Source organism: Herpetosiphonaceae bacterium (assembly GCA_036374795.1).
Lineage (GTDB): Bacteria > Chloroflexota > Chloroflexia > Chloroflexales > Kallotenuaceae > LB3-1.
On record DASUTC010000275.1, the window covers coordinates 1 to 19,695 of the forward strand.

Sequence of the window (19,695 nt, forward strand, 5' to 3'; positions counted from 1 at the left end):
GCACGCCGACCATCGTCGAGCCGATCGCGAGGCCCAGGAAGAGCGTGACCACGTTGGCGATCTCCGTCGACGACGCGCCGGTCAGCCGCTCGACCGCGCCCGACTCGCGCATTAGATTGCCCAGCATCAGCATACCGATCAGTGGCGTCGCAAACGGCACCAGCGTGCCCACCAGCACGGTGACGATGATCGGAAAGAGCACCCGCGTGCGCTTGCTGATCGTGCGCTGGCTGTAGGGCATGCGAATCTGGCGCTCCTCAGGCGTCGTCAACAGCCGCATGATCGGCGGCATGATGATCGGCACCAGCGACATATAGCTGTAGGCCGCGACAGTGATCGGACCCAGCAGATTCGGAGCCAGAATCCCGCTTACGTAGATCGAGGTCGGGCCGTCGATCGCGCCGATGATGCCGATCGACGCGGCCTCGTTGCGGCTAAAGCCCAGCAGCAGCGCCAGGATCAGCGTGCCGAAGATACCGAACTGTCCCGCCGCGCCCAGTAGCACCATGCGCGGATTCTCCAGCAGCGGCCCAAAGTCGGTCAGCGCGCCAATGCCGATGAAGATCAGCAGCGGAAACAGCTCGTTGCCGACACCGGCGTTGTACAGCACGCGCAGCAGGCCATCGTCGCCGACCAGCGGCGAGAGCGGCAGATTGGCGAGGATCGCGCCCGCGCCGATCGGCAGCAGCAGCAGCGGCTCGTACTCCTTGGCGATTGCCAGGAACAGCAGCATGCAGCCCACGCCGATCATCACCAGCGATTGCCAGGTGACATGCTGGAGGCCCTGGAGCAGTTGCTCGATCGTTTGGCTATCCACGCTCAGTCCTCCTTGAAGCGGATCAGCGGATCGCCGTGGCCCACGGGCTGGCCCGGCTGTACAAAAATCTCGGCGACCACGCCATCGCGCGAGGCTTTGATCGCGTTCTTCATCTTCATCGCTTCCAGCACGACCACCACCTGCCCGCGCGCAACGGTCGCGCCGACCGTCGTCTCGACCGATAAGATCACGCCCGGCATCGGCGCGCTCATCACCGCCGCGCCGCCTCCAGCCGCGCGTCGTGGCGTGGCCGACGGAGGCGTACTGACGGGCGGCGCGCTGCCGTCGTCCTCGATCGGGCTGCGCACCTCGCGCACCTGCGGTACCTGACGCGGCAGGCCCGACGGCGTAGGCGCGCGCGTCGGCGCAATCTCCGGCGTGATGATCGCTTGGGCCAGATCCTCGTCGCTCGACAGCCGCACCTCGATGATCTCGTCGCCGACGAGCACGCGGAAGGTATCGCCTGTCACTTCCTCGACATCGACCACATATTCCTTACCGTTGATCTGCAATGTGTACCGTCGCATGGCTTATCTCCGTCGCTGCCAGCCCTGATGCTGCTGTGCCCGTCCCGCCGTCACCCACCGATTCGCAGGCAGCAGGCTGCCGGGCCAGTAGCTGCGCATCGCGGGCGCGGCCTGCTTGCGGCGTACCGCCCAGTGCGTCAGCACCGCCACCGTGATCGCCGCGACCAGATCGGGGTCGCGGCTGTGGGTGAGCACCTGCACTCTGGGCATCGGCTCCGGCGCTTGCTCTGCGACCGGCGCTGCGGCAACAGCGGGCGGTCGATCGAAGCGCAGGAGCAGCGCCAGCAAGCCCCACAGGAGCGCCAGCAGCGAAAAGACGATGCCCATCCCCAGCAGGGTCATCTGGAAACCAAAGCCAAGATTCTCCATAACGCGCTCCTACGCCGGGAACAGCCCGTGCTTCTTGGGTGGATTCTGCTGCACCTTGGTTCGTAGCACCTCAAGCGCGCGGATCAGGCGCGGTCGCGACTCGCGCGGCTCGATCACCTCGTCGATCTGGCCCACGTCTGCGGCGCTATAGGGATTGAAGAACTTTTTGCGATACTCCGCGATAAACTGGCGCTCCAGCGCCGCCGGATCTGCCGCCTGATCCAGCTCCTTGCGATGCAGAATCCGCACGGCTCCCAGCGCGCCCATCACCGCGATCTGCGCCGTGGGCCAGGCAAAGGCCACGTCGTTGCGCATCTGCTTGGAGCTCATCGCTACGTACGAGCCGCCCATCGCCTTGCGCGTGACGATCGAGATCTTGGGCACGGTCGCCTCGCAGTAGGCGTAGATAATCTTCGCGCCATGCCGGATCACGCCGCCGTACTCCTGGTCGACGCCGGGCAGGAACCCTGGACAATCGACGAAGGTGATCAGCGGAATATTGTAGGTGTCGCAGATGCGGATGAAGCGCGCGATTTTATCGCTTGAGTCGATGTCGAGCGCGCCCGCCATGTAGGAGGGCTGATTCGCCACCACGCCCACCGAGTAGCCGTCCAGCCGCGCGAAGCCGACGATCGCGTTGAGCGCGTAGTGCGCCTGGACCTCAAGAAAGCTGCCCCGATCGAAGATCATCGCGATCACGTCGCGCATATCGTAAGGCGCGTCATCGTCGAGCGGCACGATCGTGTTGAGCGCTTCCTCCATCCGATCGGCGGAGTCGTAGGGCGTGATCTGCGCGGGGTCCTCGTTGTTGTTCTGCGGTAAGTAGCTCAGCAGCACCTTTGCCAGCGCGAGCGCCGCCTGCTCGTTATCGGCCAGGAAATGCGCCACGCCGCTGCGGCTATTGTGGACCAGCGCGCCGCCAAGGTCTTCGGCGGTGACGGTCTCGCCTGTCACCGCTTTGATCACCTCAGGCCCGGTCAGAAACATATGGCTGGTACTCTGCGCCATGATCGCAAAGTCGGTCAGCGCGGGAGAATAGACCGCGCCGCCCGCGCAGGGGCCGAGGATCAGCGAGATCTGCGGGATCACGCCTGATGCCAGCACGTTCCGCACGAAGACCTCGCCATAGGCCGCCAGGCTGCGCACGCCCTCCTGAATACGCGCGCCGCCGGAGTCGTTCAGGCCGATCAGCGGGATGCCGCTCTCCAGTGCAAGATCCTGAATCCGGCTGATCTTATGCGACTGGACCTCGGAGAACGAGCCGCCCAGCACGGTAAAATCTTGCGCAAAAACGGCGACGCGCCGACCGTTCATCTTGCCGAAGCCGGTGACGATGCCATCGCCGGGATAGCGCTGCTCGGCCATGCCAAAATCGGTGATATGATGCGTCGCAAGCGCGCCCAGCTCTTGAAACGAGCCTTCATCCAGCAGGATCGAGAGCCGTTCGCGGGCGGTGAGCTTGCCGCGCGCGTGCTGCTGCTCAATCCGCTTCGGGCCGCCACCTTGCAGCGCCCGCTCCCGCAGCGCGCGCAGTTGGGTAAGCTGATCGGTTATCATCTCGTGATCGGTCATAGCATCGCTCCAGCATCAGGCAACATACGGTTTTCCCCTCCTGCGGACCGGAAACGCCACACGTACGGACGGCACTGGCCTGCCTCCGTACCAGGATAGTGGAATCGTCGCGCATGAGGGCAACAGGATCTTCTCGCCTGGGAAAGAAATCACCACGTCGGGCGACGTGGTGAGCTTATGTCAATCTGTTTTCGATTACGAAGGGAAGCTGTACGGTCAGGGACGCGCTACGGCATGGCAAGCACATGCGCTCCCAGATTATCGATCCAGGCCACATGGACCGTGCCCGACTGTGTCACCGCCAGCGATGGAGCGGTGGGATGCCCACGGCCCGCGCCGTCGTCGCTGCGTACCAGCTCCCGCGGCGGCGCAAAGGTCGCGCCGTGGTCGTCGGAGGTGGTGTACAGGATCGCGGTGTGCTCGTCGGTGCTCATCTCCCAGGCGATATGCAGCCGACCCTGCGGCCCGATCGCCAGGGCAGGCAGCGTATGCATATGCTGCTCATCGGAATTCACGCGCACATCCGGCGTGAAGCTCCGCCCGCCGTCGACGGAGCTGGCAAGCCACAGATCGCCGCGCGTGCCGGTCCCTTCGCGGTCGTTGCGGCCATCCATCCAGGCGACATACACGCGCTCGTCGGTGCCGACCAGCGCGGGGCCGCTGATCGGGCAGGCATTCAGCCGCCACGATCCATCGGCGACCTGCACGGCCTCACCAAAGGTCGCGCCGCCATCGTCCGACGCCAGCACGTAGATGTCGCGCAGATCATCCGTGCCCTCGTGGGTCACATTGCGGAAGGCGATCAACACCCGCTCGCCGAGGATCAGCGGATCGGGCTGGCAGCAATCGCAGACCTCGGCATCGATCGTCTGTGCCGCCGCGAACGACGCGCCACTGTCGACAGCGCGCGCCTGCCCCAGCGCGCCATCCTGCAACCAGACCATCAGCGGGCTGTGCTGCCGGTCGAAGGTCATGCGCACCATCGCCGCCTCACGCGCGTCTACCTCGCTCACCTCACGCGGAGCATCAAAGGTCCGCCCGCTGTCGGTCGACTGGCTGTACCAGATCTTGGGCTTCCCGCTGCTGCCGTGCTCGATCCAGGTTACGCCGACGCGCCCGGTCTGATCCACCGCGATCGACGGACGCTCGATCGGCAAGACCAGCGCGGGAACATCGCCGGAGGCGCGAACCGGCTCATCAAAGCCGCGCCCATCTTCCTGCGCCCGCGCCACCAGCAGCTCCTCGCCCATCCCGACGACGACATACACACGACCATCCGGCGCTGCCGTCACCGTCGCCGAGCGCGCGCCCTTGAAGGTTGTTGCCTGCGGCTCCGGTGATTGCGGCGCAGCCGACGGCGTGATAGCCGGTGCCTGGCTCGGTTGCGGAGTCTCTGCGGAGCTCGTCGATGGCGCGGGCGCAGCGCCACAGGCAACCGTCACGCACAAGCCCAGTGTAAGCAGACCATTTCGCAAGCTGCGCAGAATGAGGCGGGCCATACGTTCCCTCCGGCTCTGGCACGATAAAATCCGGTATCGCTCGTCGTCGCGCTCCCATTGTACCATCGCGCGCCAGCAGACAAGCAGCGGACGATCGACCGGCTACGTGTCGGGGTCTACGCCTGATCGTCGCACCGAATCGCCCGTCAACGTTTCTTTGACATCGCCGAGTCCGATTGTTATACTCTTGCTACCCACCATCGTACTTACATCGCTCGCGCAGAATCAAGGAACTGATTTCACGTTTCGAGTTCCAAGTTCAACGTTTCGAGTTCAAAGTTTCCGTTTGCTCTTTGTTTGGTTCTCGTTCCTTGTTCCCTTGATCCTTTGTTCTCTTGTTCTTTCGTCGCTATCGCCACTCGCCTACATCTAGCGGTCGCCTCGTTATCGGTTGATTTGAAAAGGGAGCGCCAGGATGAGATTATCGATCAAGCCTCTCCGCCGGTTTGGAACCCTGCTGTTCGTCGCGCTGATGGGCGCTGCCCTGCTGCTGCCCGGCATGCAATCCGGCACCCAGCGCGCGCTCGCGGCCACGCCCGACGATCTCGATCGGGTGGAGCCTGCCGTTGTTGCCCGCATCACGCTGCCCGATCGCGCGGCCCTGGATGCGCTTGTCGCCACCGGAGCCGATCTTGCCGAGTATCTGCATCAATCGAGCAGCGGCCTGGATGTCGATGTGATCGCCACGCCAGCCGAGATCGAGGCGCTCCGCCAGCAGGGCTTTAACGTCACGAACACGCTGCTGACCGAGGCGGACTGGGCCGCGCGCGTGGCCGAGCGCGAGGCCGCAGTCGCAGCCGAGGAGGCCGCGCTGGCCTCGGTCGATACGCTGACGATCCTGCGCGCCGACTACTTCCAGAACGATGCGGGAAGCTTCCTCTCGGTCGAGGCCAAGACCAGCGCGGGTGCCGCCGCGACGGTTCGCCTGACCGCCGCCTGGGATGCTGGCTCCGGCACCGCGCCCGACGCTGGCGGCACGGCCACGATGTCGCGCTTTACCGACGCCGGAGTCTACATGTATCACCGCCTGCTGGTGCCGGTCGGCAGCCGTCCGGCTAAGGTGCAGATCACGAGCACGCAGGGCGGCGCCGCGACGGCTGCCGTGCGCGAGTGGCTCGACAGCGGCAGGCCCGGCAACCCGAAGCACCATTATGTCAAGGACTTCATCAGCCACTATATGCATCCGACCGAGGTATACGAGCGCATCGAGGCGCTGGCGCGCGAGTTCCCCGATCTGGCCGAGGTCATCGAGCTGCCGAACAAGACGAACGGCTACCGGCGCAAGGCACAGGCGACGATGGGCAGCCTGACGAGCAACGCCGTGGTCATCAGCTCGAAGGCGTGGGGCCACGAGGGCGGCACCGCGATCACGGTCGAGTTCGCCAATCCGGGCGCGCCCAATCAGCCGCTCGCGGTCAATGTGAATGGCAGCGCGATCTCGGTGCGCCTTGCGACCAACGCATCCGGCGCGCTCGCAAGCACGGCGGCGCAGGTGGCGGCGGCGCTGAACGCGCAGGCCGGAGCGCTGGTGACGGCGCATACCTACCGTGGCAACGCCGGAGCAGGTGTGGTGCAGCCCGTGGCGGCAACGCCGCTCCGCGATTTTTTGAGCGCTCCCGCTGAGATCTCGCGCGATCCGTTCACCGTCCGTGCGATCCGCATCGGCAAGCATCGCGACGGGTCGCGCATCGGCGTGCTGGCCTACTCGCAGGAGCACGCGCGCGAATGGGTCACGCCGCTGGTCGCGGTCGAAACCGCCGAGCGGCTGCTGCGCAACTACGCGCGCGACGGCGAGACGCGCCAGCTTCTCGACAACCTCGACATCTTTATTATTCCCTCGGTCAATCCCGACGGCGCGCACTACAGCTTCTTCGACTACAACATGCAGCGCAAGAACATGTTCAACTACTGCGGGCCGCAGGATGCCGATCCCGGTCGTCGTAACGAGTGGGGCGTGGACAACAACCGCAACTACGGGATTGGCTCGTTGTTCGACGGCTACAGCGGCGCGTCGACCAACTGCCGCAGCGGCACCTACGCCGGTCCCGAGGAACTCTCGGAGCCCGAAAGCCGCAACGTCATCTGGGTCGCCGAGCAGCATCCCAACATCAAGTTCTCGATGAATATCCACAGCTACGGCGGCTACTTCATGTGGGCACCCGGCGCGTACCGGCTGCCGGGCCGTGAAACGCTCGATCGCGCGGCGCTGGGCCAGGAGGCATTCTTCTGGGCCTCATCCGAGCAAATCCTGGCGTCGATCAAAGAGCATCGCGGCACGGTGATCCTGCCTGGGCGCACGGGGCCGACCGCCGATGTGCTCTACTCTGCCGCCGGTAACTCCGCCGACCACCTCTGGTACGGCAGCAACATCTTCGCCTGGAACTTCGAGGTCGGCGCGGATCGCTGGGACGCCGAGCGATCACGGTGGGAGCCGGTGGGCTTTCAGCCGTCCTTTGCCGAAGGACACGGCGAGGCGATGGAGTTTGCCAACGGCCTGATCGCCATGCTCAAGGTTGCCAAAGACTACGGCAAGGACGCGCAGCCGCCGCGATCGTGGAGCGTGCCAGGCCAGGGCAAGTACAGCGGGCCGGTCGCGCTGCGCTTCGAGACGAGCGAGCCAGCCACGATCTACTACACGCTCGATGGCAGCCGTCCGACCTTCAGGTCGCAGAAGTATAGCGCCAGCGGCATGCGCGAGGGGCCGCAGGTCCTCACGCTGACGGAGACGACCACGCTCAGGTGGTTTGCGGTCGACGCCGCTGGCAACATCGAGAACGGCTACGATCCCTACAGAGGCGAAAACTATCGCCAGGTGCGGATCGAGATCAAGCCGTAGATCATGCTACCTGATCTCAGCCCTCGCTGCGACGAGGCGCTGAGCGGCGCAGTAGAAACGAGCAGGCTCGCGTCGTGTGGCGCGGGCCTGCTCGCTTTGGCAGCAGCTTGATGCGATGGCAGCGTTCCTTACGCATCGTTATGTGAACATAGCTCGCATTCGTCCAGGCGTGCACACTGGCACTCAAGGCCGGCTTCAAGCAGGCGCTTCATCTCCTGCACATGTGCCAGCAGCGCATCGATCTCGCGGAGCTTCTGCCGCGCCAGGACATGCCACCGCGCAGACAGCGGTGTGTCTGTCGCAAAGCCCTGCAAGAGCAGCGCAATCTCTGCGAGCGTAAAGCCTGCGCGCTGAGCCACCTTGATCGCGCCGAGGCGCTGTACCACGTCATAATCATAGCGCCGCCGCCCGCCGACACGCTTCGGCACCGGCAGCAGGCCAACCTGTTCGTAATAGCGCAGCGTGGATGGTTGCAAGCCCGCCCGCCGCGCTGCCTCGCCAATTGTCAGATCTTCCATCGCTGAGCGCCTCACGACCGCTTGACTTAAAGTGTACTTGAAGTTGTACGCTCTTGTTGATCAACGTGCAAGTGTGGAGGTTATCATGAGCGGCATTCCGATTGCGTGCGACTTGTCGGCCCTGAGCGCCGAGCAGCGACAGCGACACACGGCGCTGTCCGAGCAGCTTGCCCAGGCGGTGCAGGAGGTGAGAGAGCTGCCTGACGGCTATGCGTTTCGATACACAACCAATGATGCAACGTGGATGATCGCTGCCGAATACGTGAGCCTGGAGCGGCGCTGTTGTCCGTTCTTCGTCTTTACCCTGATGCTGGATGCCGATCGCACCGTCTGGCTTCATCTCACGGGCCACAGCGAGGTTAAGGCATTCCTGACCACGCAGATCGGAAACCAGTAAGGAGGCGGCATGAAAACCTTTCTGGTTATCTATCGTCCGGGGGAGGCCTGGATTGTAGGCAGGCCCGTCTCGGAGCAGCCGTTAGCAGCCCACGGTCGATATTTGCTGCGCCTGTATCAGGCTGGCACGCTGCGCTTTGCAGGGCCGTTTGAAGATGACGCTGGCGGCGCTACGGTGATCGAGGCACCAGGTGAAGCAGAAGCGCACACGATCGCCAGTCATGATCCGGCAGTTGTTGATCGGATCTTCGTGTATGAGCTGCACCCGTGGCGGCTTGTGGACTGGGAGCGGCATACCCGTGCTGCATAAACAGGGATCGGGTTGCGGCCCTCACCCTGGGCCGGGGTGCCATGCCGGGTGCCTTTGGCATGGCACCCGGTTCTTGGTTCTTTGTTTGTTCCCTTCGGGGCTAGGGCTTGAAAAATCCCTGGGTGCTGGCCTTAGCCGCCGTGATCGCCTCCTCGACCGTCGCCTGACCATAAAAGGCGCGCTCCAGCTCGTTGTTGACCGCCGTCTCGATGTCCTCCCAGGTGTCCATCGTCGGCACGGCGCGGATCGCGGGGATGATGTCGAGGAAGACCCGGCTGCGCTGCGGCTTTGCGCTCGGCTCAAGGAACGCCTCCGACTGTGCCACTGCACGCAGCGACGGCACGGTTCGTCCGGTTTTGGCGATGATCGTCTGGCCCTCGGCGGAGTTGGCAAACTCGATGAATGTCCAGGCCGCGTCTTTGTTTTGGGTTTTCGCGGCCATGCAGTACGCATCGGCGTGGAGAATCCCGGCGCGCTGCTTGCCCTGGGGCAGCGGCGCAACATCCCAGTCGAACGCCTCGATCTCGCGGAGCGTCGGCACCGCGCGGCGGCTATCGAAGAACATCGCGGTTCGTCCGTTCTGGAAGCGGCTCTCGCTGTCCTCGGCCTGCTCCTGCACGGCATCCGGCACGACATGATGCTTGGTCTGAAGCTCGACAAACCACTGCATCGCGGCCTGCGCCTCAGGCGTGTCCAGCGCAAGCTGCGCCGGTTTGGCGGCGGGCGTGACCAGCTCTCCGCCGTTTTGCCACACAAACGGCGCGAGCCGAATCAGCGACGGCTCGATGCCCGCGCCGTACTGATCGATCTGCCCGTCGGCGTTGGTATCCTTCGTCAGCGCCCTGGCCGTAGTCAAGAACTCCTCCCAGGTCCAGCTATCGCCGGGGTACGCCACGCCCGCCTGGTCGAAGAGCTGCTTGTTGTAGTAGACGACCAGGCTCGACACGTTTTGCGGGATGCACATCAGCGCGCCGTTGTAGCGGAAGGGCGCGATCGTTTCGGGATAAAAATCGGCCTCGTCGATCACGGCGCTGCGCTCAAGATACGGTCCCAGCGGCTCGATCACCTGCTTGGCGGCAAAGCTGCCCATGCGCCGGTAGTTGAGCAGAACAATATCGGCTGGCTGTCCGGCGGCGAAATCGGCAGCCAGCCGCGTGCGGTACTCATTCTGGCCTGGGATATGCGTAATCTGCACGTCGATGCTTGGCTGCTTTTGCTTGAACGCGCTGACCAGGCTCTCATACGCTGCTTTCTCGGCGGGATCGCCCCAGACCATAAACGAAACCGGCTTCGAGGCCGCAGCGGGAGCGCCGCAGGCGGTCAGCACCATCACCAGTCCGACGACGAGCAGGACGACGTTGCGCACGTTGATCTCCTTCAGCTTGATCCGCAGCAGCGCAGTGCCGCGAATGCGTGTCATGTAGCGCCGGTCAGCGTCCGCCGAAGCCGGTCAGCCGTCCGTCCGGCCAGAAGTAGCGCTGCGTCAGCAGAAACAGCAGCACCACCGGCCCGACCATCACGACCGAGGCCGCCATCAGCAGCGGCCAGTTCGTACGATCCATCTGCTGCAAGAACTGAAGCCCGACCGGCAGCGTGTAGTAGCGCTGCGTTTTGAGATACAGCAGCGGATTGATAAAATCGCTCCAGTAGGAGACAAAGCTCAGCACGCTGACGGCGATGATCGTCGATCGAGCCAGGGGCATAGCGATCGTGGCCCAGGTGCGGAGCACGCCCGCGCCGTCGATTCGCGCCGAGGCGATCAGCTCCTGCGGCAGGCGGCGGAACGTCCAGTAGAACAGCAGCACAAACAGCGGGCTGGTGCCCATCAAGGCCGGAGCGATCAGCGCCCAGAGCGTGTCGGTCAGCAGCAGATACGAAAACAGCACATAGCGCGTCAGCCACAGCGCCGTCGACGGCACCAGCAGCAGCGCCGAGGTGAAGACGACCAGCGTGCGCTGCCAGCGCGCGTGAAGCTGCGCCAGCGCAAAGCCCGCCCATGAAGCCGTGACGAGCGTGATCGGCACCGCGAGCGCCACGACGATCGCCGAGTTGGCGATGTAGCGACCGAGCGGGACAAGCTGGAAGATCGTTCGGTAGTTGCCCCAGGTCATCACCGGCGGGAGCCACTCGATCGTGCGCGGCGGCGGAAGGCCCGGCTGTCGCAGCGAGGCCGTCAGCACCAGCAGCAGCGGCAGCACAAACAGCGCCGCGACCGTCAGCGCTACAAGTTGCCGGAGTTTCGAGTTCAACGTTTCAAGTTTCATGTTCACGGTTTCAGGTTTCAAGTTCAGCGTTTCCTGTCCGGTTCTTGGTTCTTGGCTCTCCGTCAGTAGTCATCCGCGTAGCCCCAGCCGCCCGCGACGAAATAGACCAGCAGCACCAGCAGCGCCAGACCCAGGAAAAAGAGCAGCATCATCGCCGATCCCATGCCCACGCGAAAGCGCTCAAACGCCTCGTCGAAGATCAGCAGCGGCATAAAGAGCGTCGAGAAGTACGGCCCGCCGTCGGTCATCAGATACGCGGGCGTGAACGTGCTCTGCGCGCTCAGCGTGATGTCGCGGATCGTCAGCAGCAGCAGCCAGGGCGCGAGCAGCGGCAGCGTAATCAGGCGGAACATCTGCCAGCGGCTACCGCCGTCGATCGCGGCGCTGGCGTAATAGTCCTCAGGAATATCGTGCAGCCCCGCCAGGAGCACGACAAAGCCCTCGCCGATCTGAAACAGCGACATCAGCACGATCGCCAGCTTGGCCGTGCCGGGCTGCACCAGCCATGCAGGCGTGGGCAGGCCCAAGGTGCCCAGCAGCAGGTTAAGCGGGCCATAGATCGGGTTGAAGATCCACAGCCAGATCAGCGCATACGCCACGTCGGGGATGATCGTCGGTAGATAGACCGCCGCACGGTAGATGCCAACACCGCGCCGACTCTGATGGAGCAGCAGCGCCAGCAGCAGCGCGCCAAGCATCCGCAGCGGCACCGCCAGGACGATAAAGTACAGCGAGTTGCGGACCGCAATCCAGAAAAGCGGATTCGTTAATATTTCGCTAAAATTTTGCAGACCGACCCAGATCGGCGGTGAGAGCGCGTCGTACTCCGTGAGCGCAAGCACAAACGTCAGCAGCGCGGGGACGGCGATCAGCAGGGTTGCGCCCACCAGATACGGCAAGAGCAGCGTACGCAGCGCTCGCTGGTAGCCACGGTTCGGGCGGTGTGGAAACCCTGCGCGCCTGAGTGCGGTAGCAGTGGGCGGAGACGCTGCGGATGTGGTGACGGACTCGTGATCCAATGATCGCTCGCTCAAAAACTATTCGGGCACCGTTGTGTGCCGGGAGGCTCAAGGTTTGGGTCACATGCTGGCTTAGTATACCAACCTCCGCGCAATTTTGGCGAGGCTGGTTTTTTAGCGAGGCGCTCAGCAGCGATCGAGATCATATACAAAAGAGGTTGACAGATACTATAGGAACAGTATAATCCACTTATCCAAACGCGGTGGTACCGGAGTACCCGTGCAACCCTGGCCCACCACTCCCTTATGTAACATGATAGCCTTCCGTAGAAGGTGCATAGCTGTCTAGCGCCATTCGGCAGCCTGCACCCAAGGCAGAAATGTTCGTCCACTCGTTTACGCCACGTTCCATGATCCTTCCTAGACCATCGGCTTTGTCTGTATTCGTTTCTATCCTGGTTAAACAGTTTCGGGAGGAGTTCGCATGTCCGCCTCATCCAAACAGTTCACCCGGTTTCGTGCCCTGATCGCGCTCCTGCTGATCGTGGCGGTTTCCGGTGTTGCGGTGACGCAACAATTCATTTCCACCCAGCAGGACGCCGAGCTGGACAGCATCGTCGCCGCAGGCGAGGCCGAAGAAGGTCCTGTCGCACTCGGACGTCACCTTGAACAGTTGAGGAAGGCAGTTCCCGGCAACGGCGGTGAGTCCACCGAGGGTCCGGGCTTCGCCGAGGAATTCGAGCTGATGAAGCGGGCCTACCCAGAGTCGGCGATTCCGCTCAGCAACGCTGAAAATGCTCGCGCCGCCTACAAAAAGATCAAGCTCAAGGGCTCGCAGGGCCAGGCCAAGCAAGGCAACTGGCAGCCGGTAGGCCCCAGCATCGCGCGCTACCAGAAGACCGATCTGCGCACCGGATACGTGCCCAACGAGTACATCGCCGGTGGTCGCACCACAGATATTGCGATTGCGCCGAACTGCTTGCCGGAAAGCTGCCGCATGTGGATCGCGGCGGCGGGCGGCGGTGTCTGGCGCACCGAGGATGCGCTGGCCGCATCGCCCAAGTGGAAGTATCTGACCGGCGAGTATGAGATCAATTCCGTCGGCTCGATCACGCTCGATCCGAACGACCCGACCGGCAACACGCTCTGGATCGGCACCGGCGAGGGCAATGTCTGCGGCAGCGGCTGCGTGGCTGGCGTCGGCATCTACCGCTCCAAGAACGGCGGCAACACCTGGGAAGGCCCGCTCGGCAAGGCCGAGCTGGCAGGCAAGGGCGTTGCCTCGATCGCAGTGCAGCAGGGCAATCCCAACGTGATCTACGCGGCCTCGACGACGGCGGGGCGCGGCGCGATGTCGGTCTGCTGCGGCGGCGTCACTCGCCCGGTTCCCGGCGCGGAGAAGTGGGGCCTCTACAAGTCGACCGACGGCGGCGCGACCTGGAGCTTCATCCATAACGGCTCCGCCGACGCGACGCAGTGCACCGGTGCCCTCAGCGAGTACAACAACGCCGGGTCGTGCTCGCCGCGTGGCGTTCGCCGCGTTGCGATCGATCCGTCCGACCCGAATACGGTCTACGCCGCATCCTTCGCTCGCGGTATCTGGCGCTCCAACGACGCTGGCGCGACCTGGACGCAGATTAAGGCTCCGATCACGACCGTGACTACCGATCGCGCCGAGTTCGCGGTGACGAAGCTGGCGAACGGCAAGACCCGCATGTACGTCGGCGATGGCGCGTCAGGCGCTCCGGCGGCGAGCTTCTTCCGCAGCGATGATGTCGCGACGGGCACGCCCACGTTCATCAACCTCACCACCTACGCCAACGTCGGCTACTGCGGCGGCCAGTGCTGGTACGACAACTATGTCTATACTCCGGCAGGCCACCCCGACATCGTCTACCTGAGCGGCTCGCACGCCTACGGCGAGGCGCGCTCGAATGGCCGCGCCGTGGTGCTCTCGACCGACGCGGGCGCGACCTTTACCGACATGACGGAAGACGCCACCGATCCGGTCCAGCCAAATGGCCTGCACCCCGACCATCACGCGCTTGTCACCAACCCGAACAACCCGTACATGTTCTTCGACGCGGGCGATGGCGGTATCATGCGCTCCAGCGGCCAGTTTACCGACATCTCGGCCTACTGCGACAGCCGCAACCTGTCGGCGACCAGCCTGGCACGCTGTAAGCAGATGCTGGCGCGCGTCCCGACGCGGCTCGACGGCATCAACGCGGGCCTCAGCACGCTTCAGTTCCAGAGCCTCTCGGTCAACCCGTTCGACGTGAACAACCTCCAGGGCGGCACGCAGGATAACGGCACCTGGGAGACAACCGGCAGCAAGGTCGAGTGGCTGGAGACGATGTGGGGCGACGGCGGCCAGTCGGGCTTCGACGCTGCCAATCCTAACTTCCGCTTCCACACCTACTACGGCCCATCGCCCGATGTGAACTTCAACAGCGGCGCGATCCCCAACTGGATCTGGGTTGCCGACCCGATCTACACGCCGTACGCGCTGGGCCTGGAGCAGGCGGGCTTCTACCCACCGGTCATCTCCGACCCTAAGGTCAGCGGCACGATGTTCGCCGGTCTGGAAAGCGTCTACCGCACCAAGACCCACGGCCTCGGCTCGATGACGCTTGAGGAGGCCGACCTGCGCTGCAACACCAACACCGGCGACTTCTCCGTCACCTGTGGCGACTGGGTGCCGCTGGGCAGCGCGCGGCTGACGGCAGCCTCCTACGGCAATCGTCAGGGCGGCTACATGGCAGCGGTCGAGCGCGCGCCAAGCGACACGTCCACGCTGTGGGCGGCGACGCTGACGGGTCGTGTGTTCGTCTCGCAGAACGCCGACGCCGATCCGGCCAGCAGCGTGAGCTTCACCCGCATCGACACGCCCGCGACGCCGGGCCGCTGGATTTCGAGCATCTACATCGATCCGCAGAACGCGAATCACGCCTGGATCTCCTATAGCGGCTTCAACACGATAACGCCTGCCACGCAGGGCCACGTCTTTGAGGTAACGTTCGATCCGGCGACGGGCACGGCGACGTGGGTCAATCGCGACGGCGATCTGGGCGATCTGCCGATCACCGATCTGGTCCGCGACGACGTGACGGGCGATCTCTACGCATCCAGCGACTTCGGCGTCTTCCGACTGGCCGCTGGCTCGTCCAACTGGACGCTCGCAGCGCCGGGCATGCCGATGGTCGAGGTCACGGGCCTGACGATCGTGCCGAGCCAGCGCAAGCTGTACGCGGCCAGCCACGGCCTGAGCGCCTGGTCGCTCAACCTGCCGTAGCCCACCAGCTTCACCCAACGATCGAGGGGCCGCTTGCGCGGCCCCTCAACTGTTTAACAGTTGTTGATAAGCTTCCAGCATCCGCCGATTAGATACCGGAGCCGTCGCGCTCCGGCGTGAGCAGCGGCAGGGTAATCGTAAACGTGCTGCCGCCGCCGACGCTGCTCGTGACACCTGCGGTACCCTCCATCAGCTCCGTCAGCTTGCGGACGATCGCCAGGCCGAGGCCGGTGCCGCTGTACTCGCGGGTGGTCGAGCTATTGCCCTGGCGGAACGGCTCCCAGATCGTGACAAATTGATCGGCAGGAATGCCAATGCCGGTATCGATCACCTCGAAGACCAGCAGCGGTCGATCGCCATCCAGCCGGATCGAGCAGCGGATCTCGATCTTGCCCTGGTTCGTAAACTTGACGCTGTTGCCGACGAGGTTGATCAGGATCTGGCGCAGACGGCTGACATCGCCGATCAGGATGTGCGGCACAGCGGGGTCGATATTCGCATAGAAATGCAGCGACTTCGCAAACGCTAGCGGCTGCATAATCGCGGTGACGGACTGGATCAGATCGTGCAGGTTGTAGGGCTCCTGCAAGAGCTCCAGCCGGTGCGCGTCGATCCGCGACAGATCGAGCATCTGATTGATCAGCGTCAGCAGTTGATCGGCATTGGTTTTGACGCGCATCAGCGGCTCGAACAACGACGCCGGAAGGTCGCCGTAGAGGCCGTTCAGCAGCATCTCGGTGTACCCGATGATCGCGCCCATCGGCGTGCGCAGCTCATGGCTGACCGTCGACACGAAATCGGCCTTCAGCCGGTTGGCCTCGTGGACCTCGTGGTAGAGCTGCACATTGGTGATCATCGCCGCGATCTGGTTTGCCACGACGCGCGCCAGCTCGATCTCGTCCTGATTCCAGATATGCTGGAAGCTGTAGAAATAGCTGACGCAGCCGATCGGGCGCTCTTCGCGGATCAGCGGTAGACTAATCGTGCTGCTAAAGCCAGCATCCAGCACAACCCGATCGAGCACATCGGCTGGGATAATATCGCGAATATCGTAGACCGTCCGCACCTCTGAGGAGCCCGTCCGACAGGCGCACTCAGGAGCGATGTACTGCCGCAGCAGCGCCGCCTCACGCTCCGAAATACCCTTGTAGTACATCTCATGGCTCTGGCCCGGCCTGGATAGAATCACCAGACACGCCTGGGCGCCGAGCACGCTCATGCCCTCCTGGACCAACGGCTGGATCGATGCCGCCATATCGCCCTGCGCGTCGAGCAACTGCGACGCCCTCGCCAGCGCGGCCATCCGGTCGGCGTAGTGCTGCGCCTGATCGAACAGCCGGGCGTTGGTAATCGCCACGACCGCCTGGACGGCAAACAGCTTGACCACCGCCTGGTCGATCTCGTTGAACGCGCCGCTTGGCCTGTAATGCACCAGATCGATCACGCCCAGAACATGCTCGTCGTGCAACAGCGGCACCGCGATCACGGCATGCAGCGGGCCTTTACTCCAGCGCTGAATACGGCCCTCCCAGCGCCCATAGTCGGGCACGCTCTCGATCTGGCGCGACAGCGCGGCTCGCCCGGCCAGCCCCTCGCCAAGCTTGATGCGCTGACCGCAGTAGTTCTGATCCAGACGATAGCTGACCACGACTTCCAGCTCGCCGCGCGCCTCATCACACAGATACAGCAGCCCGGCGTCCGAGCGTGTCAGACGGGCTGCCTGCTCCAAAATCGTATGGAGGGTGACGGGCAGATCAAGCTGCGACGAGATCGTGACGGCGGTATGACCCACCGCCGTTAGCTCCTCCGTGCGGCGCTCCAGCGCCTCGCCGAGACGCACACGCTCCAGATGTTGCGCCAGTTGCCCGGCAATCGCCTCGACGAGCAGGATCTCGTTCGGCTGCCACGCACGCGGCTGGAACTGCTCGACGCTCACCACGGCGACGATCGCCTGCTGAACGATGATCGGCACGGCGATGAGCGCCTGGATCGTCGGCAGCTCGGTCTGGTCGGGCTGCGCCAGGCTGGACTCTTCGTGGGTCTGGGAGAGGATCAGGCTTTTTCTATCTTGCAGCAGCCGCTCAAGCTGCGGCGTGTGAACGCTGCCAAAGGGTGGAGCGGCCTCGGATGCAGTGGGATTGGCGGTGACGAGCGGGCCGGCTTGCCGATCGAAGAGCACCAGCGCGCTTCGATCGGCTGCCAGAAGGCTGCGCAGCCCATCAGCGGCGGCCTGAGCAGCCGCCGTAGCGTCATTTGCCGCGCCGACCGCCATGATGAAACCGCAGTACTCCTGCGTCTGGCGGTCACTCGCGCTTTTGCGTCGCCAATGAGTGCGTAGTCGAGGCCGTGAAGTCAAGTTCATCCCCATCAATCCTAGGGGGGCGTGCCGCCGAGTGCCGTCGAGACGCGGTTATACAGATTATATGTCGATCGCAGCGCTTCCTTGGCTTGCAGAAGTCCTATACCATGGCCTAACATCGGACTATCCGGCAGTAGCCTCTTGGTTAGCCAGCGCGTGTGACCGCATCTGGTACGAATCCGCCGCAAAGCACAGGCGAAACCCGACTGTCCGCGCCACCGCTTGCGACGACAGGTTATCATAGGTGGTGGTGTAGGCGGCGTATGATACGCGCTCCAGAATATCCGCCGCAACCGCGCTCACCAGGCTGCGCGCCAATCCACGCCCGCGCCAGCGTGGATGAGTCCACACGCCCACCACCTCTTCGCTATAGGCGTCGGGATAGCCGCTCGACGCACGACAGACGATCGCTCCATCCTGCACGATGGCCCATGGTCGCCGCCCGGCGACAAAGAGCCGCTGAAAATAGCTGCGGGTCCAGCCGCAGTGGCTACGCTCGACCAGCCCGACATCGCGCGGCGTGAGCATCCGCACCTGAGCATGGTCATGCGCTACGAGCTGTCCACGATCCAGCAGGTAGCCATATACGCCCATGCCATTCGGCTGCATGCCATACCGTGCCCTGAGGAGCACGCCAATCCAGGGCCGGTGGATCGAGAGCGTGTGGCGCTCGGTAAGCGCAAAGGCTTGCATCAGCACATCAAGCGCGGCCTCGTCGGAGGCGTCCAGCCGTATCCAGTACGGGTCGGGGATGAATGGGCCGGGACCGGCGATCAGCACGCCCACGGCCACCTGATCGCGCCGCGCCACCTGGAGCTGCTCGACTGGCTCGCTGCGTAGCGCCAGCAGCAGCTCGCGATTGGCGAGCGGGTCCCGGCTCAGAAAGTCTACCGCTGCTGCGTAATGCGGCAAATGTTCGTTCATGCGTTGTCTAGCGCTGCGATCTCTTGCTGTAAAGCCGAACGTTGCTCCGACGCCATCTCAATCAGCGGCGGCTTGACATAGGCCCGTGGCAGGCCAGCGCGCCAGGCCGTCAGCGTTTTGGTCGCCGCGTGCTGCGGATAGCGCTTGAATACCGTCCGCACCGCGTCGATGCGTGCTTCCCACTCCGCCACATTCTGGCCCGCCCGAAAGGCGCGCAGCAGGCCGCTGAAGAGTTCGGGAAACGCATTGGCAAGACCTGAGATCTGGCCTTTGACGCCCGCGCGGAGATTTGCCGCCATCAGGTGATCGCTGCCGCCGAGCACCTGAAACTGCGGAAACGCGCCGACCAGCTCGCGGGTCTGAGCCGGATCGCCGCCGGTATCCTTGATACCGTAGCACTGCTGGGGATTGCTGCGACGCACGCTCGCGATCACCTCGTGCGAGATCGACACGCCGCTGACCTTGGGAATATGGTAGAACAACATCCGTCCGTTGTGCGGAAGCGCATCGCAGAGCGCGCGATAGTAGCGGATCAGCCCTGCGTCCGGCACATCGCGAAAATAGTAGGGCGGCACGATCAGCACCGCGTCCACACCGACCTCAAGCGCATAGCGGCTCAGCGCGATCGTCTCCGGGAGGCTGGGCGTGCCCGTCCCGGCGATCAGGTGGAGGCTGCCGCGCTGCTTCACCGCTGCATCGATCACAGCCCGGCGCTCGTCGGCGCTGAGGCTTGGCCCTTCTCCGTTCGTGCCGGCTACCAGCACGCCGTCGATGCCATGCTCCTGCAACCATGCGAAATGCTCGGCCTGCCAGGCGGGCTGGAACACACCATGCGCATCGAAGGGTGTGACCGCCGCCACAAAGATACCTTGTAGATCTTCCATACGATCAAGCATACGGAATTTGCCACAAATGTGCAAGCGGTCAGATCGAGGTTTCAATCATCGCTGTGTGGGCTCGCCACGTATCATGCGCCGAGCACCTCGTTCGAGCGCGGCACCCCGTATTCCCCGCGCTGCGTTACAATGTGAAAGGAACGCACTGTCAAAC

General features: G+C 63.9%; 16 protein-coding genes. 4 read left to right on the plus strand and 12 right to left on the minus strand.

The genetic code is table 11. The features are described 5' to 3' along the window. From VFZ66_21015 to VFZ66_21035, 5 genes are all read right to left on the minus strand, one after another. Nucleotides 1-817, minus strand: an 817-nt coding sequence (locus VFZ66_21015) for a sodium ion-translocating decarboxylase subunit beta (protein ID HEX6291679.1), incomplete at its 3' end; no start/stop codon positions are given. Nucleotides 818-819: 2 nt separating this feature from the next. Continuing rightward, entirely contained in the window at nucleotides 820-1,344 is a 525-nt protein-coding gene (locus VFZ66_21020; GenBank protein HEX6291680.1) for a biotin/lipoyl-containing protein, read from the minus strand. Between the two features lie 3 nt (nucleotides 1,345-1,347). Next, nucleotides 1,348-1,713 (minus strand): OadG family transporter subunit, encoded by a 366-nt coding sequence (locus VFZ66_21025; protein HEX6291681.1) that lies wholly within the window; start codon nucleotides 1,711-1,713, stop codon nucleotides 1,348-1,350. Nucleotides 1,714-1,722: 9 nt separating this feature from the next. Beyond that, nucleotides 1,723-3,285 (minus strand): acyl-CoA carboxylase subunit beta, encoded by a 1,563-nt coding sequence (locus tag VFZ66_21030; protein ID HEX6291682.1) that lies wholly within the window; start codon nucleotides 3,283-3,285, stop codon nucleotides 1,723-1,725. Nucleotides 3,286-3,512: 227 nt separating this feature from the next. Then, nucleotides 3,513-4,784, minus strand: a complete 1,272-nt coding sequence (locus tag VFZ66_21035; GenBank protein ID HEX6291683.1) for a hypothetical protein — start codon at nucleotides 4,782-4,784, stop codon at nucleotides 3,513-3,515. A gap of 415 nt (nucleotides 4,785-5,199) precedes the next feature. Here VFZ66_21035 and VFZ66_21040 point away from each other — a divergent pair, with 415 nt between their 5' ends. After that, nucleotides 5,200-7,620: a M14 family metallopeptidase gene (locus VFZ66_21040; GenBank protein HEX6291684.1), complete on the plus strand. Its 2,421-nt coding sequence runs from the start codon at nucleotides 5,200-5,202 to the stop codon at nucleotides 7,618-7,620. Between the two features lie 128 nt (nucleotides 7,621-7,748). Here VFZ66_21040 and VFZ66_21045 read toward each other — a convergent pair whose 3' ends face one another. Continuing rightward, nucleotides 7,749-8,138, minus strand: coding sequence for a MerR family transcriptional regulator (locus tag VFZ66_21045; GenBank protein HEX6291685.1), 390 nt, complete (start codon nucleotides 8,136-8,138; stop codon nucleotides 7,749-7,751). An 85-nt stretch (nucleotides 8,139-8,223) separates the two neighbouring features. Here VFZ66_21045 and VFZ66_21050 point away from each other — a divergent pair, with 85 nt between their 5' ends. Both VFZ66_21050 and VFZ66_21055 read left to right on the plus strand, forming a co-directional pair. After that, nucleotides 8,224-8,535: a hypothetical protein gene (locus tag VFZ66_21050; GenBank protein HEX6291686.1), complete on the plus strand. Its 312-nt coding sequence runs from the start codon at nucleotides 8,224-8,226 to the stop codon at nucleotides 8,533-8,535. A 9-nt stretch (nucleotides 8,536-8,544) separates the two neighbouring features. Then, entirely contained in the window at nucleotides 8,545-8,844 is a 300-nt protein-coding gene (locus VFZ66_21055; GenBank protein HEX6291687.1) for a YciI family protein, read from the plus strand. 100 nt (nucleotides 8,845-8,944) lie between these two features. Here the strand turns inward: VFZ66_21055 and VFZ66_21060 are convergent, their stop codons facing one another. The 3 genes from VFZ66_21060 to VFZ66_21070 form a co-directional block, all read right to left on the minus strand. Then, nucleotides 8,945-10,264 carry a sugar ABC transporter substrate-binding protein gene (locus tag VFZ66_21060; protein ID HEX6291688.1) on the minus strand — a complete coding sequence of 440 codons (1,320 nt, stop codon included), beginning with the start codon at nucleotides 10,262-10,264 and terminating at the stop codon, nucleotides 8,945-8,947. Between the two features lie 10 nt (nucleotides 10,265-10,274). Further along, nucleotides 10,275-11,108 carry a carbohydrate ABC transporter permease gene (locus VFZ66_21065; GenBank protein HEX6291689.1) on the minus strand — a complete coding sequence of 278 codons (834 nt, stop codon included), beginning with the start codon at nucleotides 11,106-11,108 and terminating at the stop codon, nucleotides 10,275-10,277. Between the two features lie 62 nt (nucleotides 11,109-11,170). Continuing rightward, the gene (locus VFZ66_21070; protein ID HEX6291690.1) at nucleotides 11,171-12,127 is read right to left on the minus strand and encodes a sugar ABC transporter permease; all 957 of its coding nucleotides are present in this window, start codon (nucleotides 12,125-12,127) and stop codon (nucleotides 11,171-11,173) included. 424 nt (nucleotides 12,128-12,551) lie between these two features. On the opposite strand from VFZ66_21070, the gene VFZ66_21075 reads away from it, so the two are divergent. Further along, the gene (locus VFZ66_21075) at nucleotides 12,552-15,362 is read left to right on the plus strand and encodes a hypothetical protein (protein HEX6291691.1); all 2,811 of its coding nucleotides are present in this window, start codon (nucleotides 12,552-12,554) and stop codon (nucleotides 15,360-15,362) included. 88 nt (nucleotides 15,363-15,450) lie between these two features. On the opposite strand, the gene VFZ66_21080 is transcribed toward VFZ66_21075, so the two are convergent. The 3 genes from VFZ66_21080 to VFZ66_21090 all read right to left on the minus strand — a co-directional run bounded on the left by VFZ66_21080 (nucleotide 15,451) and on the right by VFZ66_21090 (nucleotide 19,529). Continuing rightward, a complete protein-coding gene (locus tag VFZ66_21080; protein ID HEX6291692.1) occupies nucleotides 15,451-17,724 on the minus strand; it encodes a GAF domain-containing sensor histidine kinase in 2,274 nt (757 codons plus the stop codon). A 120-nt stretch (nucleotides 17,725-17,844) separates the two neighbouring features. Then, nucleotides 17,845-18,645 (minus strand): GNAT family N-acetyltransferase, encoded by an 801-nt coding sequence (locus VFZ66_21085; GenBank protein ID HEX6291693.1) that lies wholly within the window; start codon nucleotides 18,643-18,645, stop codon nucleotides 17,845-17,847. Further along, the gene (locus tag VFZ66_21090) at nucleotides 18,642-19,529 is read right to left on the minus strand and encodes a dihydrodipicolinate synthase family protein (GenBank protein ID HEX6291694.1); all 888 of its coding nucleotides are present in this window, start codon (nucleotides 19,527-19,529) and stop codon (nucleotides 18,642-18,644) included. The genes VFZ66_21085 and VFZ66_21090 overlap by 4 nt, the downstream gene beginning before the upstream one ends. Nucleotides 19,530-19,695: the final 166 nt, after the last annotated feature.